Origin of the sequence: Achromobacter spanius (assembly GCF_039673305.1) — a bacterium.
In the GTDB taxonomy this organism is placed as follows: domain Bacteria; phylum Pseudomonadota; class Gammaproteobacteria; order Burkholderiales; family Burkholderiaceae_B; genus Achromobacter; species Achromobacter spanius_F.
In genome coordinates this window covers 1-14,437 of the sequence record NZ_JBDJLJ010000040.1, presented here as the reverse complement: position 1 = coordinate 14,437, position 14,437 = coordinate 1, and the positions used below count along the sequence as shown (strand labels likewise).

Sequence of the window (14,437 nt, the reverse complement as noted above, 5' to 3'; positions counted from 1 at the left end):
AGGCGCGCCGCGCGGTTCAGGCCGCCGCCTGCTCCCCGGACGCGTCCAGGATCCGTTCGATCACCTGTGCCGTCCTGCGGTAGTGCGCGGCCAGCAGCGCGGTGGCGCGCTCCGCGTCGCGCGAAATCGCGGCGTCCAGCAGCAGGCGGTGCTCGTCGTCGACGTTGCGTTCGGGCCCGTAGGCCAGGGCGCGGGCGCGCGCCGGCCGGCGGTAGCGTTCGGTCTGCGCGTACAGCTGCGCGGACAGGTCCAGCAGCCAGGGCGAGCGGCAGGCGCCGATCAGCGCCTGGTGGAAGTCCTGGTGGCGCGCCTCCAGGGCATCCTCGCGGTCTTCGTCCAGGGCGGGCGCGTCGTCCGCGCGCCTGGCGGCCAGCGACAGGGCGTGGAACGCCCCCACCACGCGCGCCTCCCAGGCGTCGTCGGCATTGGCCAGCGAGCGCCGCAGCGCGTCGCAGTCGATCAGGATGCGGGTTTCGCAGGCGTCGCGCATCTCTTCCACGGACAGCGGCGCAATCCGGAAGCCGCGCGACGTGGTGGTCAGCACCATGCGTTCGCTGCGCAGCCGGTTCAGGGCTTCGCGGATGGGCGAAAAGCTGCCGCCATAGCGCTGCTTGAGCAGCTCCAGGCGCAGCGACTGCCCGGGCGCGAAGGCGCCGCGCATGATGTCGCGCCGCAGCTGCCGGTAGATCAGCTCGGACAGCGTGATGTCTTCGACCTCGGGGCCGCCGTCCGCGGCCGCGTCCTCGCGCGGGGCCTTGATCCTGGGTTTCAAGCGCCGCCCTCCTACACCGCCACCACCGGATGGCGCAGCGTGCCGATCCCTTCGACGCACGCAACCACCACGTCGCCCGGCCACAGGAATTCCTGCGGTTTGCGGCCCGCGCCCACGCCCTCCGGCGTGCCCGTGGCGATGATGTCGCCCGGCTCCAGCGTGATGCCGGCGCTGATGTCCGAGATCAGGAACGGCACCTTGAACAGCATGTGGCGCGTGTTCGAGCCCTGCTTCTTTTCGCCGTTGACCGTCAGCCACAGGTCCAGCACCTGCGGATCGGGGATTTCGTCGGCGGTCACGATGCAGGGGCCGAAAGGCGCGTACGTATCCTGCCCCTTGGAATAGATCCACTGGCCGGCGCGGCGGCAGTCGCGCGCGCTCATGTCCAGCATCACGCTGTAGCCGAACACGTAGGACAGCGCATCGGCTTCGGCCACGCGCGAGGCGCGCCGGCCGATGACCACGGCCAGTTCCACTTCCCAGTCGAGTTGCTGCGTGATCTTCGCGTTGTGCTCGATGGCGTCGCCTGGCCCGATCACCGTGGTGGGCGGCTTGGAGAAGATCACCGGCTGCTTGGGCAGGTCGGCCGACGTGTCCAGCGTGCGGCTCGATTCCGCGACGTGCTCGACGTAGTTCAGGCCGATGCCGAAGATGTTCTTGCGCGGACGCGGGATGGGCGCCAGCAGCTTCACGTTGTCCTGCGGCAGGGCCGTGCCCACCGGCCAGTTGCCGCGGAACGTATCCAGCAGGCGCGTCGCCTGTGTGACCGCGACCGGTCCCAGGTCGATGAATTCCAGCATGTCGCCGGGCAGGTCCACCCCGCCCTCCTGCCCAAGCAGGAAAAGGTCGATCACATAGCCGTCGACCAGCGCGCCCAGGCGGGCGGCGGCGGTGGGATGAGCGCGGAAGGTCACCAGGCGCATTCGGAACTCCAGGTAGTCAGGGGTTGGACAGGATCTGATGGCCGCCGTTGCCTTGCACCGCTTCCTCGCGGTAGAGCGACAGCGACCGCATGACGGGCAGGTCGTTGAAACAGAACAGGCAGGCGTCGTCGTTGGAGGACAGGTTGGCGTGCTCGTGGATGGCCCACGACGGCACGCAGAAGATGTCGCGCTCGGTCCAGTCGTAGCGCCTGCCGTCGATGATGGAAAAGCCGCTGCCCTTGGCGACCTGGTAGATGAAGCTGCCGGTGTGCCGGTGCGCCTGGGTGTGCTCGCCGGGACGCAGCAATTGCATGCTGGCGCCGATGGTGGGCATGACCGCGCCGCCCGTGGCCGGATTGACGTATTCGAGCAGGACGCCGTCGTAGGGACTGCCGGCGGTGGTGCGCGCGTAGCGGCGCAGCGCGTCGTAGGTGGGTTCCCATTCGTACTTGAACAGCGGCGAGTACGGCTTGGTCCAGCCCGACACCTGCGGCCGCAGCGCCACGCCGCCCCAGGCGCCGCTGGTGTCGTCCACCGGATGGGTGACCGTCTGGTTCAGGTCGGGGTGCACGGCGTAGAAGCCCGCCTCCAGCGCATTGACCAGCGGGATATCCAGGCCGTCCTGCCAGATGCAGGTGGTGCCGTCTTCGGCCACCCCGTGCTCGTGCCAGGTGCCGTTGGGCGTCAGCACGAAATCATTGGCGCCCAGCGTCATCTTGTGGCCGTCGACCACCGTGTACGCGCCCCGGCCTTCCATGATGAAGCGCAGCGCGGAATGGGAATGGGCGTGCGCCGAGGCCAGCTCGCCCGGCTGCATGACCTGCAGTCCGGAATACAGCCAGCCCACCGCCGCCGCCACATCGCGCCGCCCGGGATTGTTCAGGTAGATCACGCGCCGGCCCGCCTCCTCGGGCGACACCAGTTCGGCCGAGCGCAGCACATGGCCGCGCAGGTCCTGGTAGCGCCAGACCACGGGCACCGACGCGGACCTGGGCGCCCAGGGCTCGATCTTGTTCGCCACGGTCCACAGCGCGCCCGTGTCCAGCCGCGCAAGTTCCTGGTAGTAGGCCACCCGCTCCGGCGAGTCGGCCACATTGGCGCGGCCCGCGGTGTTCTCGCGGTAGGCGTCGTAGCGGTTCGCTTCCATCCCTTGCCCCTGGTTTTATAAAACACTGAGGATTTTCGAAAATATTAAGAGATGGCGTGGACGGCGTGCAATGGCGCGGCGCTAGGGGTTTTCCTGCAGTGGCGATGCCAGGCAAGAAATTGTTGGCGTGCAGTTGAAAATACTGTACAAAAACACAGTGCGACGTGATACATTGCGCTCGCCCGAAAAACTGTCGTCCAGGGGAGAATTCCTGTGTCAGAAGCTGCTCATCTCGTTCAGTACATCGTCGTTCCCTACCGCGCCGCCGCCAATGGCGTCGCCCCCGGGGAAATCCGTCCGGCCAGCAGCGAATTCGGAGCCATCCGGATCGCGAATTCCATGGCCTCCAAGTTCGCCGGCGTGGCGGCCTATGAAGTAATGATCGACAAGGAAACCGGCGACATGGAATCGCCGCGCATCCTGATGCAGATCGGCACCGTGCCTTCGCTGGACGATTGAATCAGGCGGGGCAAAGAAAAGCCCCGCTTGCTCGGCAACGCCTTGCTCTCCCTCATTCGAACGGGGGGAGCCTGGTGCATTCGGTCATACCGGGCGCAGCCGGCAATCACTCGCTCATTTTTTTCTGGTAGTTCTTGTAGAGCACGCCGAGCGATACCAGCATGCGATTCAAATGCTTGCCCATATCGTTGGGATCGGCAAGGTAGATCTCAATGGCGCATTCCACATCGCCATCGCTGTCGATGGACGCCTTAGACACCTTGGTACTCGTGTTCGCGTAATTGATGGCTTCAAGACGCTTGATCCGCGTCGGCCCGGACTTGTCTTCCACCAGATAAGCGGTACGCATCCGAAAGAACTTCAGATCGTCGGGACTCAGGCTCACCATATAGTTCCGGCCTTCCCGGCGAAACAGAATGTTCCCGGCTTTTGTCACTTCCGGCCGGTATCCATCCTTGGTCAGGCTCTCAACATAAATCTGCCGCACCTGCTCAAGCGTGTACTCTTGCGCGTGGACTGGCCCGGTAATTCCCGCCAAAAATACGAGCAGAACAAACGCCGCCTTGCCGATCAAGAATTTCATGCTCGTTGCTCCTTCTGAATGCAGCGGGAGAAATCACATTTTTCTCTGCCACGAAGCAGTTTCCCAAGCGCATCCAGCGAAGCAACGTTGCGCGTGTCCATTCCACAGCAAATGGCGCGGCGCGGGAACCCTTCTTTTGGCTTACGCCGCTTCGCGGCCGATCATGCGAAAGGCGCCGTCTGGCGTCCAGTGCGGCACAAATTGGATACGTTGGGGGAGGGAAATGCAATGCGCGCCAGAGGCGCCGAAGGCAGGCGCGCCATAAATCAGGCGCAAGGAGGCCTGCATAGGCAAACTGGGTATGGGCTCATGTGGCGGCGTGTTGCGCGGCATCGGCCGCCGGGGCCAAACCACGCCTAAGCCATTGATGCAATGGCGCGCCCGACAGGAATCGAACCTGTATCAAGAGCTTCGGAAACTCTCATTCTATCCATTGAACTACGGGCGCAGCGCAAGGAGGCGGTATTGTACCCAGTTTTCCGCGATCTGCATGAAGTGGATCAAATCTTCCGGCAAACTCATCGAAAACCCGCCCGGTCTCATTGGACGAGCGTCCATGACACCGTTATATAATCCAGCGTTTGCTTGCAGGCGGGCATGGTTTGCCGCCGACTTGTGCAGTACTGATTTTCTGTTGCCGCCGCCAGGCGCCCCACCCGTTAGCAGGATTTGGTCATGAGCAACGAGCAGGAACACATAGAAGAGCACTCCTCCCCCATCAAGACCCCGAAGCAACTGATCGTCACGATCGTCCTGGCTTTCGTGGTTCCCATCGCCATCATCATCCTACTGGTGAACATGGTGGTCACCGGCACCAAGACCAACGCCGGTTCGGACGCCCTGTCCGGCGAAGCCATCGCCCGGCGCATCGCCCCCGTTGCCGGATTCGAACTGGTCGACGCCAACGCACCCAAGGTCTTCAAGACCGGTGAACAGGTCTTCGCCTCGGTCTGTACGGCCTGTCACACCGCCGGCGTGGCTGGCGCACCCAAGATGGGCGACAACGCGGCCTGGGCGCCCTTCATCAAGGCCGGCTACGACGCCATGCTGAATGTCGCGCTGCACGGCAAGGGCGGCATGCCCGCCAAGGGCGGCAACCCCACGCTGTCCGACTTTGAAGTCGCGCGCGCCGTGGTCTACATGGCCAACAAGTCCGGCGGCTCGCTGCCCGAACCCGCTGAACCCGCCGCGGAAGGCGCCAACAAGGAAGCCGCAGCCCCCGCTGCCGCTGCCCCCGCTGCCGCTGCCCCCGCTGCTGCTGCCCCGGCCGCCGCAGCCCCGGCTCCCGCAGCCCCGGCGCCGGCCGCAGCCGCTCCGGCCGCGCCCGCCCCGCAGGCCGCCGCCGTCAATCCGGCCGGCGAACAGCTCTACAAGACGGCCTGTTTCGCGTGCCACGCCACGGGCGTGGCCAACGCGCCCAAGTTCGGCGACAAGGCCGCCTGGGATCCCTACATCAGCACCGGCATCGACGCCATGGTGAAGGTCGCCATGACCGGCAAGGGAGCGATGCCTCCCAAGGGCGGCGCGGCCAACGCCTCGGAAGACGACATCCGAGCAGCCGTGCAATTCATGGTGAACGCCGCCAAGTAAGCACTGGCCCGCCCCGCCGCAGGCAAGAAAAAGCCCCTTGAATCATCAAGGGGCTTTTTTGTGGCATTTTGCCTTGCATCGCAGCGGCGGGCGCTTCAGTCCGCCGTCGACTTCAAGAGCGACATGCCCAGCTGCACGCGGCGCTGCAGCCACAGGCTGGGACGATAGCGGGTGTCTCCCGTCACGCGCTGCATGCTCTTGAGGATTTCCAGGATGCGGTCGGCGCCCAGCTTGTCGCCCAGGGCCAGCGGACCCACCGGATAGCCCAGGCCCAGCGTCACCGCCAGGTCGATGTCTTCCGGCGTGGCGATCTGCTGCTGCGCGATGTCGCAGGCGATGTTCACGATGTGCGCCACGATGCGCTGCGCGATGAAGCCCGGCGAATCGTCGGCCACCGTCACCGGCACGCCGTCAGAAGCCAGCAGCGCATGCGCGGCGTCGCGCCACTTGGCTTCGGTGGCGGGCGAGACCATGATGGTGCGGCGCTTGGCGCTGTCGAACGCGTGGAGCGTGTCCAGGCCCACCGTGCGGGCCGCGTTCAGGCCCTGCGCGGACACCGTGGTGGACACGTCTTCGCCGAACGGCGTGACGAGGATCAGCGCGTCGGCGTCGGGCGTCGAACCCGTGACCAGCGTGCCGCCCAGTTTTTCGATCAGGGCGGATGCGCGCGCGTAGCCTTCGCCATGCTTGGGGCTGACCCAGACCTTCAGGCCTGCGGGCAATGCCGGCACTGGCGCTTCGGCCGGCACCTGCTTCTGGCCGTCGGCATAGACGTAGAAGCCTTCACCGGCCTTGCGGCCGATCAGCCCGCCGGCCAGGCGCACTGTCGTGATGGGCGACGGGCGGAAACGCGGTTCGTCGAAGAACTGGCGGTAGATGGATTCCATCACCGGGTGCGAGACGTCCAGCGCGGTCAGGTCCAGCAGTTCGAACGGGCCCATGCGGAAACCCGCCTGCTCGCGCATGACGGCGTCGACCTGGGCGAAGGTGGCCACGGCCTCCTGCGCCACGCGCAGGCCTTCGGTATTCATGCCGCGGCCGGCATGGTTGACGATGAAGCCGGGCATGTCCTTGGCGCGCACGGGCGTGTGGCCCATGCGGCGGGCCAGTTCGGCCAGCGCGTCGCCGACTTCCGGCGCGCTGCGCAGGCCGTCGATGACCTCGACCACCTTCATCAGCGCAACCGGATTGAAGAAGTGGTAGCCGGCCACGCGCTGCGGGCGCTTGCAGGCGGCCGCGATGGCGGTGATGGACAGCGACGACGTATTGGACGCCAGGATGCAGTCTTCCGAGACCACGCCTTCCAGCGCCGCGAACAGGTCGCGCTTGACGTCCAGCCGCTCGACGATGGCTTCGACCACCAACTGGCAGTTCGACATGTCGGTCAGCGCGGTGGCTGATTCGACGCGCGCCAGCGCGGCCTGCGCGTCGGCGGCGGTCAGCTTGCCCTTCTGGGCCAGCTTTTCCCAGGTCTGGCGCAGCGACTCGCGCGCGGCCGCCACGGCGTCGGCGCTGGTGTCGTACAGGCGCACCCGCAGGCCGGCCTGCGCCGCGATCTGCGCGATGCCGCGCCCCATTGCCCCGGCGCCCACGACGCCGATGGTTTGAATCTCCGTCATCAACTATCTCCTGCCTGTATTGGAATTGGACTCAGCCCCGGCTTTGCGCCAGCGCCTGGATTTCTTCGGCCGACAGCCCCAGCTTTTCGGACAGGACCTGTTCGGTGTGCTCGCCCAGCATGGGCGGCGGACGGCGGTACTCGACCGGGCTGCCGGAGAACTTCAGCGGGCTGGCCGCCATGGGCACGGTGCCGGCCGCCGGATGCGGCAGTTCGCGCTTCATGCCGCGGGCCAGCACGTGCGGATCTTCGTAGACCTGGTCCAGCGTGTTGATCGGGCCCGCCGGCACGCCCACGCCTTCCAGCGCGGCCAGCCAGTGGTCGCGCTCGCCGGTGGCCATGCGCTCGGCCAGCAGCGGCACCAGTTCCTCGCGGTTCTTCACGCGCTGCGGGTTGGTCGAAAAGCGCGGATCGGCCGACAGTTCGGGCAGGCCGATCGCGCCGCAATAGTTGCGGAACTGGCTGTCGTTGCCCACCGCGACGATCAGGTGGCCGTCGCTGGCCGCGAACACCTGGTACGGCACCAGGTTCTGGTGCGCGTTGCCGGCGCGGCGCGGCGCCGTGCCGGAAGTCATGAAGTTCAGGTTCTGGTTGGCCAGCATGGCGACCTGGCAGTCCAGCAGCGCCATGTCGATGTGCTGGCCCTGGCCGCTGCGCGCGCGTTCGTGCAGCGCGGCCAGGATGCCGACGGTGGAATACATGCCGGTCATCAGGTCGGCCACGGCCACGCCCGCCTTCTGCGGACCGCCGCCGGGCAGGTCGTCGCGTTCGCCGGTGATGCTCATCAGGCCGCCCATGCCCTGGATCATGAAATCGTAGCCGGGGCGGCTGGCGTACGGGCCCGTCTGGCCGAAACCGGTGATCGAGCAATAGATCAGGCGCGGATTGAGTTCCTTCAGGCTGTCGTAGTCCAGGCCGTACTTGGAGAGCCCGCCGACCTTGAAGTTTTCCACCAGGATGTCGCTTTGCAGCGCCAGCTCGCGCACCAGTTGGGCGCCGCGCGGCGATGCGATGTCCAGCGCCACCGACATCTTGTTGCGGTTGGCCGACAGGTAGTAGGCGGCCTCGGTGGTGTCGTGGCCTGCTTCGTCCTTCAGGTAGGGGGGACCCCAGGCGCGCGTGTCGTCGCCCGCGCCGGGCCGTTCGATCTTGATCACCTCGGCGCCGAGGTCGGCCAGGTTCTGGGTGCACCAGGGGCCCGCCAGCACGCGGGTCAGGTCCAGCACGCGTATGCCGGTGAGGGGAGCGGGACGTTGCGACATCTGTAATCTTTTCGCTAGAAGGGAAATGAGAACTTCCGGCCCGCGGCGGCGCGCGGGCCGGCCTGGAATTCCGTCATGCCACGAGGCGGCCCCTGCGGGCCGCCTCCCGATCTGCATTCGTCAGACTGGATATTAGCCTTTCGAACGCCCTGGCCGGCTTCCCGGCCCGGCAATATCAGGAATATGCCTTGATGGTCTCGCGCGCGATCACCAGCTGCTGGATCTGCGAGGTGCCTTCGAAGATGCGGAACAGGCGCACGTCGCGGTAGAAGCGCTCCACCGCATACTCGGACATGTAGCCCGCGCCGCCGTGGATCTGGACCGCGCGGTCGGCGACGCGGCCCACCATTTCGGTGGAGAAGAGCTTGCAGCAGGCGGCCTGCATGGTGGTGTTTTCACCGCGGTCGCGCATGCGGGCGGCGTCCAGCACCATGCAGCGGGCCGCATAGAGTTCGGCCTGGCTGTCGGCGATCATGGCCTGGATGAGCTGGAACTCGGCGATGGGCTGGCCGAACTGCTTGCGCTCCGTCGCGTACTTCACCGCGTCGCTCAGGAGGCGTTCGGCGATGCCCACGCACAGCGCCGAAATATGCAGGCGGCCCTTGTCCAGCACCCTCATGGATGTGCGGAAGCCGTTGCCTTCTTCGCCGCCCAGCAGGGCGCTGGCCGGCACGCGGCAGTTGTCGAACACGACGTCGCTGGTCAGCGCGCCGGCCTGGCCCATCTTCTTGTCCGGCTTGCCGATCGTCAGGCCGGGCGTGCCCGCTTCCACCAGGAAGCACGAGATGGAATTGGCCCGGCGCTCCGGCGCGGTGCGCGCCATGACCGAGAACAGGCCGGCGATCGGCGCGTTGGTGATGTAGCGCTTGGTGCCGTTCAGCACGTAGCTGTCGCCGTCGCGCACCGCGGACAGGCGCAGCGCCATGGCGTCGGAGCCGGCGTCGGGCTCGGTCAGCGCGAAGGAGCCGATGAGTTCGCCGCTGGCCAGCTTGGGCAGGTAGTTGGAGCGCTGCTCGTCGGTGCCGGCCAGGACGATGGCCTGCGAGCCGATGCCGATGTTGGTGCCGGCCAGCGAGCGGAACGCGGGCGAGGTCTGGCCCAGTTCGAACACGACGCGGACCTCTTCTTCCATCGTCAGCCCCAGGCCGCCGAAATCGGGCGAGATCGACAGGCCGAACAGGCCCAGGTCGCGCATTTCATTGACGATGCCGGGCGGCACCTGGCCGCTGGCGGCCAGTTCGTCCTCGGCGGGGATCAGGCGTTCATGCACGAAGCGGCGCACGGCGTCCAGCAGCAGGTTCAGGGTTTCGGTGTCGAGGGCCATGATCGGAGTCTCACTATGCAGATACGGAAAAGGATTCGGAAGAACCGCGTGTTCAGGGGCGCATGCCGCCCACCAGCAAATCGAAATAGCCTGCGGCGATGGCTTGCGCGCTGTCGCCCTGGCCCGGCTTGTACCAGCGCACCATCCAGTTCAGCATCGACAGCACTGCGCGGCCCGTGGCGGCCACGTCCAGCGCGCGGAACGCGCCCTCGGCCACGCCTTGGGCGATGACCTCGCGCAGGCGCTTCTCGTAGCCGTCGCGCAGCCGGGCGGCGTCTTCGCGTTCGGACAGCGCCATGCCGGAATAGCCGATCAGCATGGTCACGAATTCGGCGTGATGCTGCTCGAAATAGCGGGCATGCCCCACCATGAACGCGCGCAGCCGGTCGACGCCGCCCTCGGCGGCGGCGACCTCGCGGCCGACCGCCTGCGTCAGGCCGTTCAGCACCTCGAGGATGATCGCGTCGTAGATGTCCTGCTTGGTGGGGTAGTAGTGATAGATGGCCGCCTTGGACGCGCCGATGGCCGCGGCCAGGTCCGAGACCGAGCTGCCGTCGTAGCCGCTGCGGGCAAAGAGCTTGGCGGCTTCTTCCAGGATGCGTTCGCGCGGCGCGGCCAGGGTGGGCGGCCGCCCGGCGCGGGCGCGTTTCTGGACGGGAGGGGCGGAGGTCGCCATGACAGCCTTTGCGTGAGGCCGCGCGGGACGCTGGCGGAGTTCTGGCGAACCTCCATTGACAGCCGTTCCGCGCATGCCGTTAAATAAAGATTAATTAATTACCGGACGGTCGGTAGGTAATTAATATACCCCAAAACACCAACAACGAGACGACGACATGCCCCATTCCCTCGTGACCGATTTGTATGGCCAGATGACCCTGCCGGTCATCAGCGCCCCGATGTTCATCGTCTCCAATCCGAAGCTGGTAATTGCCCAGTGCACGAGCGGCATCGTGGGATCGTTTCCCGCCCTGAATGCGCGTCCGCAGACGCTGCTCGCCGACTGGCTGGACGAGGTCCAGGCCGGCCTCGCCTCGCACCGCGAGGCCAATCCGGGCGCCACCGTCGCGCCGTTCGCCGTCAACCAGATCATCCACCAGTCCAACGACCGCCTGGAGCAGGACCTGGCGGTGTGCGCCAGCCACCGGGTGCCGCTGATCATCACCAGCCTGCGGGCGCCCGGCGACCTGGTCAAGGGCGTGCACGACTGGGGCGGCAAGGTCTTCCACGACGTGACCACCATCCGCCACGCGGAAAAGGCGCTGGAAGCGGGCGTGGACGGGCTGATCCTGGTCTGCGCGGGCGCGGGCGGCCATGCCGGCACCCTCAGCCCGTTCGCGCTGATCTCCGAGGTGCGCCGCTTCTATGACGGCCCGCTGATCCTGTCCGGAGCCATCACCTCGGGCGCCCACGTCCTGGCGGCCCAGGCCATGGGCGCCGACTTCGCCTACATGGGCACGCGCTTCATCGCCAGCGAGGAAGCCAACGCCAGCGACGATTACAAGTCCGCCATCGTCCAGGCCAGCGCGTCGGACATCCTGTACACGCCCTTCTTCACCGGCATCCCGGGCAACTACCTGAAGGCCAGCATCGCGGCCGCCGGCCTGGATCCGGCCAACCTGCCGGCGCCCGACAGCGGCGCGTCCAATTTCGGCTCGACGCGCGTCAAGCCCTGGAAGGACATCTGGGGCGCGGGCCAGGGCGTGGGCGGCATCGCCAGCGTGGAACCGACCCGCCAGATTGTCGACACGCTGCGGCGCGAATACGCCGAAGCCAAGGCCCGCCTGGCCGCGGGCCCCCACGCATGAGCGCGGGCCTGAAGGTTTCCCGGGACGGCGCGGTCCTGACGCTGACCATCAACCGCCCGGACCGCCGCAATGCCCTGGACACCGCCACCTACGCCGCACTGACTGAACAGCTCTCGCTGGCCAGCGCCGACCAGGCGGTTTGCGCCGTCATCCTGACCGGCGCCGGCGAACATTTCACGGCGGGCAACGACCTGCGCGACTTCCAGGCCGAACGCGGCGCGGGCGACAGCGCCGGCCTGACCTTCCTGCGGGCGCTGACCACCGCCGACGTGCCCGTCATCGCGGCCGTGGAAGGCTATGCCATCGGGATCGGCGTCACGCTGCTCCAGCATTGCGATTTCGTCCACATCGGAGAAGGCGCCACCCTGCGCATGCCCTTTGTCGCGCTGGGCCTGTGCCCGGAAGGCGCGTCCAGCCTGCTGATGCCGCGCCTGGCGGGGCGCCGGGCGGCGCAATGGCTGCTGCAGGGCAAGGCGTTTTCCGCCGCGGACGCGCACGAGGCCGGGCTGGCCACGTCGGTCGCTCCCAAGGGCCAGGCGCTTGCCGCGGCCCAGGCCACCGCCGCGGACCTCGCGAACCAGCCGCCCGCCGCGCTGCGCCTGACCAAGGCCATGATGAAGCGGGCCGACCGCCAGGCCATCCAGGAAACGCTGGACTACGAAGCCCAGCAGTTCCGCGCCCGCCTGCAGACCGAAGAGGCGCAGGCGGCGTTCGCGAAGTTCTTCAAGAAGTAGCGCCTCAGAACGGCGAGTCGGGCCGGAAGTTCGGCGCCCGGCGTTCGCGCAGGGACTGGATCCCTTCGCGCACGTCCGGGCCGCCAAAACCCATGAATTCCAGCGCCAGCGACGTATCGAAGGTCGGGCCCGCCATGCGCAGCCAGTTGTTCAGCGAATACTTGGTCCAGCGGATGGCGGTCTGCGAGCCGGCCGCCAGCTTGTTGGCCACCTCGAACGCCTTGGAAATCAGCTCGGCTTCGTCCACGCACAGGGACACCAGGCCGATGCGCTCGGCTTCTTCGCCCGACACCGACTCGCACAGCATCAGGTAGTACTTGGCCTTGGCCATGCCGCACAACAGCGGCCAGACGATGGCGGCATGGTCGCCCGCCGTGACGCCCAGCCGGGTATGGCCGTCGATGATCCGCGCATCGCGCGCCGCGATCGAGATGTCGGCCAGCAGGCCCGCCACCAGCCCCGCCCCCACCGCCGCGCCGTGCATGGCCGACACAATGGGCTTGCTGCAATTGATGATGTTGTAGACCAGGTCGCGGGCCTCGCGCCAGACGCGGGTGCGCACATCGAAATCGTCGGCCATCTGCTGCACCAGGTCCAGGTCGCCGCCCCCGGAAAAGCCCTTGCCCTCGCCGCGGATCACCACCACCCGCGTATCCGGGTCGGTGTCGATGTCGCGCCAGATGTCGGCGAGCTCGCGGTGCATCCGGTCGTCGGCCGTGGACAGCTTGCCCGGCTGGCCGCCCTTGGCCCCCATGACCAGCTCGAGCACGCCGCCGGGATGGCGGCGCAGCTTCAGGGATTCATAGGCCGAATAGTGTTCCAGCGTGATGTCAGTCATTGTCTGCTCCGAGGGGTCTATTAGTTATAGGCGGGGCTGGCCGAAGGCCGGCGCATTTTTGCGCACTATAGTGGATACGCCCGCCCTCGCCATGACGATTCCCCCAGGAGCCTCAGCCAATGAACACCCCCGCCCCGTCCGCCGTCGCCCCGATCGACCGCGCCGCCGTGCCCGCCCTGTTCGCCCCCCGCGCCCAGGACTCCCACAAGGGCAGTTTCGGCACCGTGGGGGTGGTGGGCGGCGGCCCCGGCATGACGGGCGCCGCCCTGCTTGCCGCCCGAGCCGCCCTGAAGACCGGGGCCGGCAAGGTGCTGGTCGGCTTCGTCCAGGACGCCCAGCCCCTGCCCTGCGACCCGCTGCAGCCCGAGCTGATGCTGCGCGACTTCCGCTCGCTGCTCGAAGAGGACTGGGGCGTCACCGCCTGGATCGCCGGCTGCGGAATCGGCACCAGCGCGCTGGCCGCGAACGCGCTCTCTGAACTGTTCGTGCTGCGGCGCGAAGCCCCCCTCGTCCTGGACGCCGACGGGCTGAACCTGCTGGCCCGGCAAGAAGTCCGGCCGAACTGGGGCCCCGGCCCGGTGGTGCTGACGCCGCATCCCGCCGAGGCCGGCCGGCTGTTGAACATCGGCACGGACGCGGTCCAGCGCGACCGCCCCGCCGCCGCCCGGGAGCTGGCCCGGCGCTACCAGTGCTGGATCGTGCTCAAGGGCGCGGGCACCCTTGTCTGCGCGCCCGACGGCGGCCTGCACGTCAACACCAGCGGCAATCCCGGCCTGGCAACGGCGGGAACGGGGGACGTATTGGCGGGCATGCTGGGCTCGCTGATCGCCCAAAAACTGCCGCTGGACCAGGCCCTCCATGGCGCCGTCTGGCTCCACGGCGCCGCGGCCGACGCCCTGGCCGCCCAGGGGATCGGCCCCATCGGCCTGACCGCCGGAGAACTCGCGGATGCCGCGCGAGGACTGCGAAATGGCCGCTAAGTCCCCGCCGCGTAAACATTTTTACAACATACTAGGGTTTTCCCTAAAAAGGCCGTTGCTTTTGATCTAGGGTTATCCCTATAATGGTTTACCCCAAGACGAAACGGACTGGAGCAAACCATGAGCGAACTGACCCTGAACAACACTGCCCGCCTGACCGACGCGCTGGAGCGTGACCTGCTCCGCGGCGCTCTCGAGAACCAACCGAATTCCCACCCGCTGACCAGCCTGAAGAAGGCCGGACAATCCGTGGCCGCAGCCGTAGCCGCCGTGTTTGCCTTCATCGACGAAGTGAACGAATCGATGAACAAGGCACGCGCCGCCAGCTCGCGCTTCTCCGGATCGCAGTGGTAAGACCAGCCGCGCCGGGCTGATACGCGACAGATCTCCCGCGTATCAGCC

Annotated in this window: 16 protein-coding genes and 1 tRNA gene; 6 read left to right on the top strand and 11 right to left on the bottom strand. The window is 67.2% G+C overall.

The window, feature by feature from the left end; all coding sequences use genetic code 11:
- Window positions 1-16: 16 nt before the first annotated feature.
- From ABE485_RS23055 to ABE485_RS23045, 3 genes are read right to left on the bottom strand one after another with little or no spacing between them, the layout of a single operon-like run.
- Complete coding sequence (locus ABE485_RS23055; protein ID WP_346517574.1) at window positions 17-772, bottom strand: GntR family transcriptional regulator; 756 nt, start codon at window positions 770-772, stop codon at window positions 17-19.
- An 11-nt stretch (window positions 773-783) separates the two neighbouring features.
- Entirely contained in the window at window positions 784-1,695 is a 912-nt protein-coding gene (locus ABE485_RS23050) for a fumarylacetoacetate hydrolase family protein (protein WP_346517573.1), read from the bottom strand.
- 16 nt (window positions 1,696-1,711) lie between these two features.
- Window positions 1,712-2,842: a cupin domain-containing protein gene (locus ABE485_RS23045; RefSeq protein WP_346517572.1), complete on the bottom strand. Its 1,131-nt coding sequence runs from the start codon at window positions 2,840-2,842 to the stop codon at window positions 1,712-1,714.
- Between the two features lie 213 nt (window positions 2,843-3,055).
- Here ABE485_RS23045 and ABE485_RS23040 point away from each other — a divergent pair, with 213 nt between their 5' ends.
- Window positions 3,056-3,301, top strand: a complete 246-nt coding sequence (locus ABE485_RS23040) for a hypothetical protein (RefSeq protein ID WP_056327580.1) — start codon at window positions 3,056-3,058, stop codon at window positions 3,299-3,301.
- Between the two features lie 106 nt (window positions 3,302-3,407).
- On the opposite strand, the gene ABE485_RS23035 is transcribed toward ABE485_RS23040, so the two are convergent.
- The 3 genes from ABE485_RS23035 to ABE485_RS23025 all read right to left on the bottom strand — a co-directional run bounded on the left by ABE485_RS23035 (window position 3,408) and on the right by ABE485_RS23025 (window position 4,580).
- Window positions 3,408-3,884 (bottom strand): hypothetical protein, encoded by a 477-nt coding sequence (locus tag ABE485_RS23035; RefSeq protein ID WP_346517571.1) that lies wholly within the window; start codon window positions 3,882-3,884, stop codon window positions 3,408-3,410.
- A gap of 373 nt (window positions 3,885-4,257) precedes the next feature.
- Window positions 4,258-4,332 (bottom strand) — tRNA-Arg (locus tag ABE485_RS23030).
- Window positions 4,323-4,580 carry a hypothetical protein gene (locus tag ABE485_RS23025; RefSeq protein WP_346517570.1) on the bottom strand — a complete coding sequence of 86 codons (258 nt, stop codon included), beginning with the start codon at window positions 4,578-4,580 and terminating at the stop codon, window positions 4,323-4,325. Before ABE485_RS23025 ends, ABE485_RS23030 begins: the two co-directional genes overlap by 10 nt.
- On the opposite strand from ABE485_RS23025, the gene ABE485_RS23020 reads away from it, so the two are divergent.
- Window positions 4,560-5,474 carry a c-type cytochrome gene (locus ABE485_RS23020; RefSeq protein ID WP_346517569.1) on the top strand — a complete coding sequence of 305 codons (915 nt, stop codon included), beginning with the start codon at window positions 4,560-4,562 and terminating at the stop codon, window positions 5,472-5,474. The genes ABE485_RS23025 and ABE485_RS23020 overlap by 21 nt on opposite strands.
- Window positions 5,475-5,569: 95 nt before the next feature.
- Here the strand turns inward: ABE485_RS23020 and ABE485_RS23015 are convergent, their stop codons facing one another.
- From ABE485_RS23015 to ABE485_RS23000, 4 genes are all read right to left on the bottom strand, one after another.
- On the bottom strand, window positions 5,570-7,093 hold the full coding sequence (locus tag ABE485_RS23015) for a 3-hydroxyacyl-CoA dehydrogenase (protein ID WP_346517568.1): 1,524 nt from the start codon (window positions 7,091-7,093) through the stop codon (window positions 5,570-5,572).
- Between the two features lie 31 nt (window positions 7,094-7,124).
- Window positions 7,125-8,354, bottom strand: a complete 1,230-nt coding sequence (locus ABE485_RS23010) for a CaiB/BaiF CoA transferase family protein (RefSeq protein ID WP_346517567.1) — start codon at window positions 8,352-8,354, stop codon at window positions 7,125-7,127.
- A 175-nt stretch (window positions 8,355-8,529) separates the two neighbouring features.
- A complete protein-coding gene (locus tag ABE485_RS23005; protein ID WP_346517566.1) occupies window positions 8,530-9,678 on the bottom strand; it encodes an acyl-CoA dehydrogenase family protein in 1,149 nt (382 codons plus the stop codon).
- Between the two features lie 52 nt (window positions 9,679-9,730).
- The gene (locus ABE485_RS23000) at window positions 9,731-10,354 is read right to left on the bottom strand and encodes a TetR/AcrR family transcriptional regulator (RefSeq protein ID WP_346517565.1); all 624 of its coding nucleotides are present in this window, start codon (window positions 10,352-10,354) and stop codon (window positions 9,731-9,733) included.
- A 157-nt stretch (window positions 10,355-10,511) separates the two neighbouring features.
- On the opposite strand from ABE485_RS23000, the gene ABE485_RS22995 reads away from it, so the two are divergent.
- On the top strand, window positions 10,512-11,483 hold the full coding sequence (locus ABE485_RS22995) for an NAD(P)H-dependent flavin oxidoreductase (protein ID WP_346517564.1): 972 nt from the start codon (window positions 10,512-10,514) through the stop codon (window positions 11,481-11,483).
- Window positions 11,480-12,217 (top strand): enoyl-CoA hydratase-related protein, encoded by a 738-nt coding sequence (locus ABE485_RS22990; RefSeq protein WP_346517563.1) that lies wholly within the window; start codon window positions 11,480-11,482, stop codon window positions 12,215-12,217. The genes ABE485_RS22995 and ABE485_RS22990 overlap by 4 nt, the downstream gene beginning before the upstream one ends.
- A 4-nt stretch (window positions 12,218-12,221) precedes the next feature.
- Here ABE485_RS22990 and ABE485_RS22985 read toward each other — a convergent pair whose 3' ends face one another.
- Window positions 12,222-13,055: an enoyl-CoA hydratase/isomerase family protein gene (locus ABE485_RS22985; RefSeq protein WP_346517562.1), complete on the bottom strand. Its 834-nt coding sequence runs from the start codon at window positions 13,053-13,055 to the stop codon at window positions 12,222-12,224.
- Window positions 13,056-13,174: 119 nt separating this feature from the next.
- Between ABE485_RS22985 and ABE485_RS22980 the strand changes: the two genes are divergently transcribed.
- Window positions 13,175-14,035 carry an NAD(P)H-hydrate dehydratase gene (locus ABE485_RS22980; RefSeq protein WP_346517561.1) on the top strand — a complete coding sequence of 287 codons (861 nt, stop codon included), beginning with the start codon at window positions 13,175-13,177 and terminating at the stop codon, window positions 14,033-14,035.
- Between the two features lie 120 nt (window positions 14,036-14,155).
- A complete protein-coding gene (locus ABE485_RS22975) occupies window positions 14,156-14,389 on the top strand; it encodes a hypothetical protein (protein ID WP_008161006.1) in 234 nt (77 codons plus the stop codon).
- Window positions 14,390-14,437: the final 48 nt, after the last annotated feature.

Excerpts from the sequence above, each read along its gene's own strand:
- ABE485_RS22995 (WP_346517564.1), top strand. The coding sequence starts at position 10,512 with ATGCCCCATTCCCTCGTGACCGATTTGTATGGCCAGATGACCCTGCCG.
- ABE485_RS23050 (WP_346517573.1), bottom strand. The coding sequence starts at position 1,695 with ATGCGCCTGGTGACCTTCCGCGCTCATCCCACCGCCGCCGCCCGCCTG.
- ABE485_RS23015 (WP_346517568.1), bottom strand. The coding sequence starts at position 7,093 with ATGACGGAGATTCAAACCATCGGCGTCGTGGGCGCCGGGGCAATGGGG.
- ABE485_RS22985 (WP_346517562.1), bottom strand. The coding sequence starts at position 13,055 with ATGACTGACATCACGCTGGAACACTATTCGGCCTATGAATCCCTGAAG.
- ABE485_RS23000 (WP_346517565.1), bottom strand. The coding sequence starts at position 10,354 with ATGGCGACCTCCGCCCCTCCCGTCCAGAAACGCGCCCGCGCCGGGCGG.
- ABE485_RS23010 (WP_346517567.1), bottom strand. The coding sequence starts at position 8,354 with ATGTCGCAACGTCCCGCTCCCCTCACCGGCATACGCGTGCTGGACCTG.
- ABE485_RS23020 (WP_346517569.1), top strand. The coding sequence starts at position 4,560 with ATGAGCAACGAGCAGGAACACATAGAAGAGCACTCCTCCCCCATCAAG.
- ABE485_RS23045 (WP_346517572.1), bottom strand. The coding sequence starts at position 2,842 with ATGGAAGCGAACCGCTACGACGCCTACCGCGAGAACACCGCGGGCCGC.
- ABE485_RS22980 (WP_346517561.1), top strand. The coding sequence starts at position 13,175 with ATGAACACCCCCGCCCCGTCCGCCGTCGCCCCGATCGACCGCGCCGCC.
- ABE485_RS23035 (WP_346517571.1), bottom strand. The coding sequence starts at position 3,884 with ATGAAATTCTTGATCGGCAAGGCGGCGTTTGTTCTGCTCGTATTTTTG.
- ABE485_RS23005 (WP_346517566.1), bottom strand. The coding sequence starts at position 9,678 with ATGGCCCTCGACACCGAAACCCTGAACCTGCTGCTGGACGCCGTGCGC.
- ABE485_RS22975 (WP_008161006.1), top strand. The coding sequence starts at position 14,156 with ATGAGCGAACTGACCCTGAACAACACTGCCCGCCTGACCGACGCGCTG.
- ABE485_RS22990 (WP_346517563.1), top strand. The coding sequence starts at position 11,480 with ATGAGCGCGGGCCTGAAGGTTTCCCGGGACGGCGCGGTCCTGACGCTG.